Annotated in this window: 7 protein-coding genes and 4 pseudogenes; 7 read left to right on the forward strand and 4 right to left on the reverse strand. The window is 67.9% G+C overall.

Features of this window, described 5'->3' with window-relative positions:
• Nucleotides 1-97: 97 nt before the first annotated feature.
• Nucleotides 98-1,540 (forward strand): TIGR00366 family protein, encoded by a 1,443-nt coding sequence (locus tag ASD86_RS10945; protein ID WP_056110278.1) that lies wholly within the window; start codon nucleotides 98-100, stop codon nucleotides 1,538-1,540.
• Nucleotides 1,541-2,116: 576 nt separating this feature from the next.
• Here ASD86_RS10945 and ASD86_RS10950 read toward each other — a convergent pair.
• Nucleotides 2,117-2,878 (reverse strand): hypothetical protein, encoded by a 762-nt coding sequence (locus ASD86_RS10950; RefSeq protein ID WP_157476494.1) that lies wholly within the window; start codon nucleotides 2,876-2,878, stop codon nucleotides 2,117-2,119.
• Between the two features lie 371 nt (nucleotides 2,879-3,249).
• Between ASD86_RS10950 and ASD86_RS10960 the strand changes: the two genes are divergently transcribed.
• Nucleotides 3,250-4,983 carry a M64 family metallopeptidase gene (locus ASD86_RS10960; protein WP_056110284.1) on the forward strand — a complete coding sequence of 578 codons (1,734 nt, stop codon included), beginning with the start codon at nucleotides 3,250-3,252 and terminating at the stop codon, nucleotides 4,981-4,983.
• Nucleotides 4,984-5,358: 375 nt separating this feature from the next.
• On the opposite strand, the pseudogene ASD86_RS27775 reads toward ASD86_RS10960, so the two are convergent.
• Nucleotides 5,359-5,700 (reverse strand): annotated as a pseudogene (locus ASD86_RS27775) (phosphoribosyltransferase family protein); the annotation flags it as partial.
• 64 nt (nucleotides 5,701-5,764) lie between these two features.
• On the opposite strand from ASD86_RS27775, the gene ASD86_RS27780 reads away from it, so the two are divergent.
• Nucleotides 5,765-5,971 (forward strand): hypothetical protein, encoded by a 207-nt coding sequence (locus tag ASD86_RS27780; RefSeq protein ID WP_235567739.1) that lies wholly within the window; start codon nucleotides 5,765-5,767, stop codon nucleotides 5,969-5,971.
• Here the strand turns inward: ASD86_RS27780 and ASD86_RS27785 are convergent.
• Nucleotides 5,929-6,093: pseudogene (locus tag ASD86_RS27785) on the reverse strand (ComF family protein); the annotation flags it as partial. The gene ASD86_RS27780 and the pseudogene ASD86_RS27785 sit on opposite strands and share 43 nt — an antisense overlap.
• 195 nt (nucleotides 6,094-6,288) lie before the next feature.
• Nucleotides 6,289-6,489, reverse strand: a pseudogene (locus tag ASD86_RS27790) (double zinc ribbon domain-containing protein); the annotation flags it as partial.
• 767 nt (nucleotides 6,490-7,256) lie between these two features.
• Here ASD86_RS27790 and bioB point away from each other — a divergent pair.
• The 4 genes and pseudogenes from bioB to bioH form a co-directional block, all read left to right on the forward strand.
• Nucleotides 7,257-8,198 (forward strand): annotated as a pseudogene (bioB, locus tag ASD86_RS10970) (biotin synthase BioB); the annotation flags it as partial.
• A gap of 103 nt (nucleotides 8,199-8,301) precedes the next feature.
• Nucleotides 8,302-9,534: an 8-amino-7-oxononanoate synthase gene (bioF, locus tag ASD86_RS10975; protein ID WP_036105166.1), complete on the forward strand. Its 1,233-nt coding sequence runs from the start codon at nucleotides 8,302-8,304 to the stop codon at nucleotides 9,532-9,534.
• Nucleotides 9,535-9,569: 35 nt separating this feature from the next.
• Nucleotides 9,570-9,989, forward strand: coding sequence for an ACT domain-containing protein (locus ASD86_RS10980; protein ID WP_056110286.1), 420 nt, complete (start codon nucleotides 9,570-9,572; stop codon nucleotides 9,987-9,989).
• A 349-nt stretch (nucleotides 9,990-10,338) separates the two neighbouring features.
• A complete protein-coding gene (gene bioH / locus ASD86_RS10985; protein WP_056110288.1) occupies nucleotides 10,339-11,148 on the forward strand; it encodes a pimeloyl-ACP methyl ester esterase BioH in 810 nt (269 codons plus the stop codon).
• The last annotated feature ends 1 nt before the right edge of the window (nucleotide 11,149 follow it).

Raw genomic sequence — 11,149 nt, forward strand, 5'->3', positions numbered from 1 at the left:
TCCAACCCACACCCTGCGACTAAAGTCCAAGTGGTCCCGACCCCGCGCCCCTCGACAATCGCCTGGCCCCGTTGCGATCCGTCGAAGGAAGTCCGTCATGACCTCAGCCGCCTCCGTCCCCGCCGACGGCCCGCTCGCGCGATTCGCCCTGCGCAGCGCGGCCTGGGCCGAACGCTGGTTTCCCGACGCCTACGTGTTCGCCGCGCTCGGCGTGGTGATCGTCGCGCTCGCCGCGCTCGCCTTCGGCGCGACCCCGACCGCCACCGCGACCGCGTTCGGCGACGGCTACTGGAGCCTGATTCCGTTCACCATGCAGATGGCGTTCGTGGTCATCGGCGGCTATGTGGTGGCTACCGCGCCGGCGGTCGCGCGGGTGATCGATGCGCTCGCGCGGGTGCCGCGCAGCGGCCGCGGCGCGATCTGCTACGTCGGTCTGATCAGCATGCTGACCTCGCTGCTGAGCTGGGGGTTCTCGCTGGTATTCGGCGGCCTGCTGGTGCGCGCGCTGGCGCGTCGCGACGATCTGGACATGGACTATCGCGCCGCGGGCGCGGCGGCGTATCTCGGCCTGGGCGCGGTGTGGGCGATGGGCCTGAGCTCATCGGCCGCGCAGTTGCAAGCCAACCCCGCCAGCATGCCGCCGGGCCTGTTGGCGATCACCGGGGTGATCCCCTTCAGCGAAACCATCCTGCTGTGGCAGTCGATCGTATTGACCGCGATGCTGATCGCGGTGTCGCTGGTGGTGTGCTTCGTGACCGCGCCGCGCGGCGAGTCGGTGCGGCGCGCGCGCGATTTCGACGGCGCCGAGCGTTTCGCCTCGGAAGAGAAGAACGCCGCCACCCTGCCGCCGCGTCAACGCCCGGGCGAATGGCTGGAATACAGCCCGCTGATCACGATCCTGCTGGCGGCGCTGAGCCTGGGCTGGCTGGTGTACGAGTTCTCCGCCAAGCCCGCGGTCAGCGCGATCGCCAACCTCAACACCTACAACTTCGTGTTCCTGACCGTGGGCCTGCTGCTGCACTGGCGCCCGCGCAGCTTCCTCAACGCGGTCGCGCGCGCGGTGCCGAGCACCACCGGCGTGCTGATCCAGTTTCCGCTGTACGGCGGCATAGCGAGCTTGTTGACCGCGGCCAAGGGCGGCGACGGGCAGAGCCTGGCGCATCACTTGTCGACGGTGTTCGTGCATATCGCCAGCACCGAGACCTTCACCCTGGTCATGGGCGTGTACTCGGCGGTGCTCGGTTTCTTCGTGCCCTCCGGTGGCGGCAAGTGGATCATCGAAGCGCCGTACGTGATGCAGGCCGCGAACGATCTGCAGGTGCATCTGGGCTGGGCGGTGCAGGTCTACAACGCGGCCGAGGCCTTGCCGAACCTGATCAACCCGTTCTGGATGTTGCCGCTGCTCGGCGTGCTCGGGCTGAAGGCGCGCGACATCGTCGGTTTCACCTTCATCCAGTTGCTGGTGCATATCCCGCTGGTGCTGGGCCTGCTGTGGCTGCTGGGCCTGACCCTGAGCTACCACCCGCCGGTCATGCCCTGACCCGGCGCCACCCGCGCGAACGCGGAAAAATCCTACCCGCCCGCGCGACGACGCCCGACTGACCCGGGCCGCGTCGCGGGCGATTCTATGGGCGTGGAAACGTCGCGTGGGATGACGCGGCGACAGGCCCGACACGGAGGTCGGGCCAGCTTCCACGCCTCGCGGAAACGCGGGAAATCGCGCTTCGCACGCTGGTTTCTTAATGGGTGCGACGTGCGGACGCGATAATGGTTCACAGCAAAGGGAAGGGACTCCCAAGGTCGGAACCGGATCAGGGAAGCATCGCAAGCGACAAGCGTCCTCGTCGGCACAGGCGCTTGCGATCGAGATCCGTACCGACACGGCAAGGATCGCCAGTCAGGAACCCCCGCTCGATTCGATCAGGCTCGCCAGGAGGCGACGCGCAGGGAAACGACCGCCATGGATGGCGGACGATCGGAATCGGGGATGCGCCCGGGATGGCGCGCGTGGCGGAAAGGATTCCGCCACCGGGTGGGGGCTGGGGGCTGTAGCAGGGGGTGATGACGCGCGGCGGGGATGCCGACGTCATCCGAGGGTCCGCGGAGCGGTTTGTGTTTATTCCGCCGAGGCGCTTTTCGCGTCCTTGGCGGCCGCCGAGGTCATGCGCTGAAACAGGGCCTCGCGCTGGGGCAGGGTGTACCCGCTTATCACCATGGCGCCGGAGAACGCGCTCTGGATGGTGCTGATCCGCACCGGCTCGTCGCCGACCATTACCGCCATCTGCTTCCCGATATTGTCCTGGCTCAGATTGCGGATCTTCGCGTCCGCGGCCGGCACGAAGCGCAGTTCGATCCCCTCTTCGCCGTGCTGCTCGTAACGGCGCAGGCCGACGATATCCTCGGCGCGGATCGCCCGTCGTGGCAGGCCGTAGAACGTCATCGGATTATCCGGTTCGTGGAATTCGCGGCAACCGGTGCACGGTTCGGTGTGCAGGATGCGGAAATTCAGGTCCGGGTTCGGCGGGGTGAACGCCGCGGCATCATCGCCGGTCATGCGCTGGCAACCGGTGCTGGTCAGCAGCAGGCCGATGACGGTCGGCAGCAGCACTTTGCAGGCCAGGCGATGGACGCGGCCGCGCGCGCCGCTGGCTTCGATCGCTCGCATGGAGTCGGGGCGTTTCACGATCACGTATATCCGGTTGAGACGACAGGTTCGTCGCATGGGCTCGCCGTGATCTGGGCGCAATACGCGCCGTGGCCGAGTCGAGCGTTCATGCGGGTGTTTTCCAGCAGTGCGAATTTTAACGTAGGTAGATGGCGGCTTGTCGCCGTTCGTTGCGTCTGAGCTCAGGTTCTCGCCCAGGGCCCAGGCTGTCATCGCCCGCGTCATGCGACATCGACATGTTGTCGAAGAAGACTATATCGATGGTGTTTTGCCACAGCGGGGCGTCGACGGGTGCGAGCGCCATCGACCGATCGCAGAGATGAACGCGTTCGCGGAAAAGTCTACGGAACAACCACCGCATCGCCGCTGGACACCCCTGCCGTCGCTTTGTGCGAATTCCTGAGCGCCCATCACAGATCGCCGTCCGCCGCGAGCCCGAATAGTGCGACCCGTGCGTGGATCGGTCCGCGCCGCGCGCGCTAGCGTGCAGCCACCGTCGCAGTGTCGATCGTGGCATCGGCGTCCGACGTTGCCGGCCCGGGCCTGCCCGGGTCTTCCGATACCGCGCCGTCCAGGGACCGCTCATGAAACCCTCCACCTTATTGCGCACCGCCGCCGTGTGGCTGTTGGCCAGCTCATGCGCCTACGCCGCCGTGCCCGCTCACTACGTCGTGTTCGAGATGGACGCGCAAGGCCGCGCCGAACCGGTGTTCTACACCCAGGTGCAGTTGTCGGACCCGCAACGCGACCGCCAGGGCGCGCGTCAGGCCGAACGCGGCGTGCAGCGGATCGCCTATCGCGCCTCGCGCAACGGCGCCAAGAGCGCGGCGCTGTACGAAACCCAGGTGCCGAACTTCATCCGCGCCGAATTCGCCCACGATCCCGAACACGGCGACGGCACGATTGACGCGCATCCGATGGTGCCCGATCCGCATCGCGCCTTCGTGGTGCGCGTGCCGCTGGACGAGGCCGATGAAATTGAACTGATCGGCAACGGCGCGGCCAAGTCGGCGCAGCGCATTGATCTGCGCGAATTGGCGATTCGTTCTTCGCAACTGCCGCTGGCGGCGACTACACGCGCGAGCACGCCGTGGTCGTTCGATGCCAAGACCGACGCGCAATCCGCGGCAGTCAAAGCCGCGAACTCGGCCAACCGGCTCGACATCCTGGTGCTCGGCGACGGCTACACCAGCGCCGAGCAGACCACCTTCAACAACAACGTCGCGGCGCTGAAGACCGCGATGTTCAACGTCAGCCCGTACAAGGACTACCAGAGTTTCGTGAACTGGCAGGCCGGCTTCGTCGCCTCGGCCCAGTCCGGCGCCGACCATCCGCCGTATCAGGCCGGCTGCACCGGCACGAGTTGCTGCGCCGACACCGCCGCGCGCACCGATCCGCGCGCCGGCCAGTTCGTGACCACTGCGCTGGATGCGACCTTCTGCACCAGCCAGATCCATCGCTTGCTGACCGCGCGCTCGTCCAAGGTGATGGCGGCCGCGGCCGGGTTTCCGGACTGGGACAAGATCCTGGTCACGGTCAACGACCCGGTCTACGGCGGCGCCGGCGGATCGTTCGCGGTGATCTCGGCGCACAGCAGCGCGGCCTTGATTGCGATCCACGAGTTCGGCCACAGCTTCCACGGCCTGGCCGACGAATACGAAAGCGCGTATCCCGGCTTCCCGGCCTGCAGCGACATCAGCGGCAGCGCGCTGTGCGAGGCCAACGTGACCAACCAGAGCAACGCCAGCTTGGTGAAGTGGCGCAGTTGGTTCACCGCGGGCCTGCCGATTCCGACTCCGGACGGCACCGCCGGCACCGGTCTGTTCGAAGGCGCGCGCTACAAGAGCACCGGCATGTACCGGCCGGTCGACAATAGCTGCTTGATGCGCGCGCTGGGCAGCACTTTCTGCCCGGTGTGTCGGCAGGAGTACGTGCGCATGCTGTATCGCGGCGGCTTCGGCTCGCCCGCAGCCGGCATCGACCTGATCGAGCCGGGCACCGAGTCGCCGTCGCCCGCGACGGCCGTCGCCTACGCGCGCGGCAGCACCAAGCGTTTCGCCGCGACCGTGCTGCGGCCGAGCATCGGCACGGTGGCCTTGCAGTGGTACCTCGACGGCGTGGCGATTTCGGGCGCGACCGCGGCGAGTTACGACTTCCGCCAGGATGCGGCCACGCCCGCGACGCGCACGCTGGAGTTGCGCGCGACCGACCAGACCGCGTTCGTGAAACCGGCGATGGCCGGCGGTTTGTTGGTGCATTCGCGCAGTTGGACGATTCGGGTCGGGGCGGCGCGCAAGGATGTGGCCGTGGTCGATTGATGGGGCTGATGGAGTTCGACCTGGGGTCGGATGACTCGTGCGTCGCCACGCCGGTTATTTGCCATACGGGCCTTCGTTGTCGCGAGGGAGCGACTGTAGGAGCGACGCGAGTCGCGACTGCGTTCTGACAGGTTCGCCGCGACGGGTTGGTTCGAGGTCGCAGCTTGCGCAGCTCCTACAGTCGGGTGTGCGGCGGAACTTTGCCGCATGGCCTTTCGTGGCTGCGTGGCGGTGACTGTAGGAGCGACGCGAGTCGCGACCGCGTTCTGACAGGTTCGCCGCGATGGGTGATTCGCGGTCGCAGCTTGCGCAGCTCCTACAGTGTGGGGGTGTTGGATGCGTTGGTGGATTGGGTTGCTGCGCCGCGGCGGGCGCTCACAGCACGCGCGCGCATACCCACGCATCGATCCGCACGGCGCCGGCGCGCCGCAAGGCGCGTGCGGCCGAATGCAGGGTCGCGCCGGTGGTCATGACGTCGTCGATCAGCACCACGTGCGCCGGCATCGCGATGTCGCGGTTCCAGGTGAAGGCGTCGCGCAGGTTGCGCCGACGCTGGCGGGCGTCGAGCCGGGATTGCGCGCTGGTGTCGCGTACGCGCGTCAAGGCCTGCGTTTGCAGCGGCAGGCCCAGGTGTCGCGCCAGGGGACGCGCCAGTTCCAGCGCTTGATCGTAACCGCGCTCGCGCAAGCGGCTGCGGTGCAGCGGAATCGGGACTAGCACCGCGGGCGCGACGACGCGATCGTGCTCGACCGTCGAGGCCTGAACGCGCGTTCGCGCTGCGATGCCGGCGTCGCTCGATCGCTGCGATGCGATGTTCGCGTTGTTTGATCGCGGCGACGAGACGTCCGCCGATGCGGCCGAATCCGGATCGGCGCCGCGCATCGTGATCGTCGACAAGTCCGATGGCCATGCCATGTCGTCGAACAGCGGCGCGAAGGCCTCGCCCATCATCGTGGCGAGCAGACGCCCGGCCGCCAAGTCGCGGTGAAACTTGAAGCGCGGCAGCAGGCGATCGACCGGTGTGCGGTACAGGCAGGCGGCGCGCACGCTATCCAGCGGCGGGGGCCTGCGCAGGCAGGCGCCGCAGATCAGAACGGGGTGGGACGCGAATCGATCGGGCGCGGCGTTGGCTTGCGGGTCGATGCGACGATCCGAGATCAATGCAGCGCCGTCGAGCGCTGCCGTACGCGCAAGCCGTGGCTGACCCGCGTCATCGATCTGTCCCGTTACAGGCATCATCGGTCCGGTTCGAGAACTGTCGGCGTCCGCTCCCGTCCACGACGAATCGCTATCGCCCGCCACCGTTACGGCCGGCAACGGCATTGCACACCGCACACACGCCGATCCCGCTCGCGGCCACATCGCGCAGCAGGCGCCGCACAGGTCGCGGCCTTGCCGCCCAGGTTCGGCGCAAACCAGGCATCGCGGCGGCCACAGCGACCAACCTGCCCGCCGCCAGAATTCGTCGAAGCGTCGGGCGCGGCCCGCCAGGGCGTGGAAGATCATGTCCGCAGCATGGCGACCCCGGCGGCCGGCCTGTGTCGGCGAGGGGCTGACGGTGGTGTCGGGTAATGCCGCGATCGTCGACGATGGCTGCTCGGCTGGATCGGGGCGCGACTCGCACTCGTATCAATGCATCGGGCCTGAGGTTCTCGCTCAGGCGTGACTCGTGGCCTTCACGGCCGTGTAGACCCAGGAGTAACGACGCGGCCTCCTCAGCGTCTCGCCAGAGGAGGCGCCGTCAGTTCGCGAACTGTGCCGATGGGGACTGCAACGGGACGAGTCGATGGCGCGGATCAGCGACGGCTTGCGCGTACGGCATCGGTTGGTGGCGATGGATCGATGTCGGATGACCGCATCGACCCGGACGCCGCCGATCGACAGGCGCCGCCGCTGCCCTGGATGTCGAGCCGGCACACCGCAGGGTTCGTCCTGCGAAAACCCCCGCCGTGGTGGCCCGTTCCCATAAAGATGGCGACGCAGCGAAATCCGCCACCCCAAAACCGGCAAAGCCATCACCTCTTCATGCGAAAGCGCTTGAGCCCCGGCGCCTATCGCTCACCCTGCCCGAATCCCCCGATACACAACCCTGGACACAGCCATCCGACCACCCAATCCTGTCAACCAAATTCACCCCGAGTCAGTTGACAGCAACCCGCCGTCTTCCCAGACTGCCGGCTCCGAGGCGCGCCTCGGTCTCCCCCTTGCCCGCCGTCAGTGACGTCCCCGCTGTGGAGCCAGCCCCCGTGCAAACCCCGCCCCAAGCCCCGACTGTGCTCCGCCACGACTGGTCCCGCGCCGAAGTGCGCGCGCTGTTCGATCTGTCGTTCCCCGAATTGCTGCACCGCGCCGCCAGCGTGCACCGGGAGAATTTCGATCCGGCCGAAGTGCAGGTCAGCACCCTGCTGTCGGTCAAGACCGGCGGTTGTCCCGAAGACTGCAGCTACTGTCCGCAGGCCGCGCGCTACCACACCGGCGTGGACGCGACCAAACTGATGAGCACCGAAGCGGTGCTGGAAAAAGCCAAGCAGGCCAAGGCCGCCGGCGCCTCGCGCTTCTGCATGGGCGCGGCCTGGCGTTCGCCGAAGGACCGCGATATCCCGAAGGTCGCGGCGATGATCCGCGAGGTCAAGGCGTTGGGCCTGGAAACCTGCGCGACCCTGGGCATGCTCTCGGGCGACCAGGCCAAGTCGCTCAAGGCGGCCGGGCTGGACTACTACAACCACAACCTCGACACCGCGCCGGATTTCTACAACGAAATCATCCACACCCGCGAGTTCCAGGATCGCCTGGACACGCTCGAACACGTGCGCGACGTCGGCATGAAGACCTGCTGCGGCGGCATCGTCGGCATGGGCGAGTCGCGCGGTCAGCGCGCCGGCCTGCTGCAGACCCTGGCCAACCTGCCGGCGCATCCTGATTCGGTGCCGATCAACCGGCTGGTCCAGGTCGAAGGCACCCCGTTGGCCGGCACCGCCGAGCTCGACCCCTTCGAATTTGTGCGCACCATCGCAGTTGCGCGCCTGTTGATGCCCAAGTCAATGGTGCGGCTGTCGGCCGGCCGCGAGTCGATGAGCGACGAATTGCAGGCCCTGTGCTTCCTGGCCGGCGCCAATTCGATCTTCTACGGCGAAAAGCTGCTGACCACCGGCAACCCGGACACCGAGCGCGACATGGCCCTGTTCGCCCGCCTGGGCCTGCGGCCGATGCAAATCGTCGAGACCGCGGGCACCGTCCATGCGAGTATTGAGGAAGACGAAGTACCCGCCCACACCTGCGCCGCCTGAAGCGGCGCAGTAACGCGACGAGCAGCCCGCGATGAGCAGCCAGCGAACCCTTTGGCGCGAACGGATTCAAGCCGCCCACGCCCAGCGCGTGGCCGAAGCGCGGACGCGCACCCATCGCGTGGTCACCCACCGCGACGGCGCGCGTTGCGAAGTCGATGGGCGTTCGCTGCTTAATTTCTGCAGCAACGACTATCTGGGCCTGTCGCAGCATTTCGCGGTGACCAATGCGTTCCAGGATGCGGCGTCGCGCGAAGGCACCGGCGGTCTGGCCTCGCATTTGGTCTGCGGCCATCACGCCCAGCACGAAGCGCTTGAGCGCGAACTCGCCGACTGGCTGGGGTCGCCGCGCGCGCTGCTGTTCGGCAGCGGGTTTTTGGCCAACATCGCCGCGGTGCAGGGCCTGCTCGGCGAAGAAGACGTGTGCGTGCAGGACCGCTTGAACCACGCCAGCCTGATCGATGCCGCGCGTCTGGCCGGCTGTCGCTTGCGCCGCTATCCGCATGCCGATCCCGAAGGCGCGATTCGTCAGCTGCGGAACGTGCCCGAGGGTCTGGCGATGCTCGCCACCGACGGCGTCTTCAGCATGGACGGCGACATCGCGCCGCTGCGCGACCTCGCCCTGGTGGCGCGCGCGCAGAAGGCGGTGTTCTTCGTCGACGATGCGCACGGTGTCGGCGTGACCGGTCCGGACGGACGCGGCACGGTCGCCGCTTCGCGCCTGTCGACCCAGGAAGTGCCGCTGCAACTGGCGACCTTCGGCAAGGCGCTCGGCAGCTACGGCGCCGCGCTGCACGGCGATGCCGATCTGATCGGCCACCTGGCCGAAACCGCGCGCAGCCATCTGTACACCACCGCGTTGCCGCCGGCCCAGGCCGCGGCGACGCGCGCGGCGATCAAGCTCGCCCGCCACGATCATTGGCGGCGCGAGAAGCTCGCCGAACTCACCGCGCATTTCCGCGACCGCGCCGGCAAGCTCGGCCTGGAAGTGCTGCATTCGACCACCCCGATCCAGCCGGTGATGTGCGGCGACGACCGCCGCGCGCTGGCGATGGCGCAGGCGTTGGAGCAACAGGGTTACTGGGTCGCCGCGATCCGCCCGCCGACCGTGCCCGAAGGCCGCGCGCGCTTGCGCGTCACCTTCTCGGCGCTGCACACACGCGAACAGGTCGACGGCCTGATCGAAGCGCTGGCGCGCGCGGCCGAGCGGGTCACGATCGAACGCAGCGACAGCGCCGCCGCCGCGCCCGTCACCCTGGCGCGATGAGCGAGGCCGCGTCGCCCGTCGGTTCCGATTCGCAAATGCAGAGCGGGCCGCAGACCGATCTGGCGCGGATGCTGGCGACGTTGCAGGTCGATGTGCGCGCAGGCGAGTACGTATTCGTCAGCGCCGCGCGCGCGCAGAGCCTGCCGCTCGAACTCGCGCATGCCAGCGTGGTCGAGGACGAAGGACTGACCTGCGTATTGCGCCGCGAAGATGCCGACGCGCGCGGTCTGGCTTACGACTTCGTCGCCGCATGGCTGAGCCTGCGCGTGCATTCGGCGCTGCAGGCGGTGGGCCTGACCGCCGCGGTGTCGCGGGTGCTGGCCGAGCGTGGCATCGCCTGCAATGTGCTGGCCGGGTTTCATCACGATCATCTGCTGGTGCCGGTGGATCGGCGCGAGGAGGCGGTGAGGGTGTTGCATGGGTTGCGGGGTGAGGAGCCGTCGCCGCATGCATGAGACGTGCGGTTCGAGGCGAATGCTCGGCGTGAATCGAATGACCGGATGGAAGGATTCGATATGCACCGCGTGAGTCGTTCGGTGTGAATTGAAGCGCGACGTCGCCTCGAGGCCGTCATTCCCGCGAAGGCGGGAATCCAGGGCTTCACCGAAGCATGGCTCTGAAGTCTCTGGATCCCCGCCTTCGCGGGGATGACGAGCAAAAGAACATTGGCAAGCGTGTTGTTCGAGGCAGCGCGTCACCGCAGCTCACACCAACGGCACCGCGACAAAACCAAAACGAGCGCGGCACGATCCACCGCCACGCCCGGCAACCCAGCAAGCAAAGCAACACGGACCACCTTCCCCCATGTACATCGAAACCACCGGCGCCCCTCCCGACAGCGGTCGTCCGGCCATCGCCCTGATCCACGGCTGGGCCATGCACGGCGGCCTGTTCGCGCCGCTGGTCGAGCGCCTCGCCGCGCAATTCACCGTGCATCTGATCGATCTGCCCGGCCATGGCCACGCGCGCGACGACGGCACGCCACTGGACCCCCGCGCGCTCGCCGCCGATCTGGTCGCGCGGATTCCCGATGCGTATTGGCTGGGCTGGTCGCTCGGCGGCCAGGTCGCGCTGCGCGCCGGTCTGGATCATGCGCAGCGGGTGCGCGGTCTGATTCTGATCGCGTCTTCGCCGCGCTTCGTGGTCGGCGAGGATTGGCCGCATGGGGTCTCGCCCGATCTGTTCCGCAACTTCGGCGAAGCGCTCGATCGCGATTTCCGCGGCACCCTGGAGGGTTTTCTGGCGCTGGAAGCGCTGGGTTCGCCGAGCGCGCAGGAGGAACTGCGCAGCCTGAAACAGCAGGCCTTCGCGCGCGGCGAGCCGGCCGCGCGGACCTTGCAGGAAGGGCTGGTGTTGCTGGACGAATTCGACGTGCGCGCCGAATTGCCGCGGCTGCAGGTCCCGAGCCTGTGGATTTCCGGCCGCCGCGATCGCCTGGTGCCGTCGGGCGCAATGCCGGCCGCGGCCGCGCTGGCGCCGGGCGGTCGCAGCGAAGTGATCGCGCATGCTGGTCACGCGCCGTTCCTCGGCGCGACCGATCAGGTCGCGCAGCTGATCGAAACCTTCGTCGACGACACCGGTGTCGTCGCGTCCGCGCGCGGCGCGCAGGCCTGAT

It is taken from the genome of Lysobacter sp. Root690, assembly GCF_001427785.1.
Lineage (GTDB): Bacteria > Pseudomonadota > Gammaproteobacteria > Xanthomonadales > Xanthomonadaceae > Lysobacter.

Coding starts and splice junctions, on each gene's coding strand:
- ASD86_RS10980 (WP_056110286.1), top strand. CDS start 9,570: ATGCAGAGCGGGCCGCAGACCGATCTGGCGCGGATGCTGGCGACGTTG.
- bioH (WP_056110288.1), top strand. CDS start 10,339: ATGTACATCGAAACCACCGGCGCCCCTCCCGACAGCGGTCGTCCGGCC.
- ASD86_RS27780 (WP_235567739.1), top strand. CDS start 5,765: ATGCCGGCGTCGCTCGATCGCTGCGATGCGATGTTCGCGTTGTTTGAT.
- ASD86_RS10945 (WP_056110278.1), top strand. CDS start 98: ATGACCTCAGCCGCCTCCGTCCCCGCCGACGGCCCGCTCGCGCGATTC.
- ASD86_RS10950 (WP_157476494.1), bottom strand. CDS start 2,878: ATGACAGCCTGGGCCCTGGGCGAGAACCTGAGCTCAGACGCAACGAAC.
- ASD86_RS10960 (WP_056110284.1), top strand. CDS start 3,250: ATGAAACCCTCCACCTTATTGCGCACCGCCGCCGTGTGGCTGTTGGCC.
- bioF (WP_036105166.1), top strand. CDS start 8,302: ATGAGCAGCCAGCGAACCCTTTGGCGCGAACGGATTCAAGCCGCCCAC.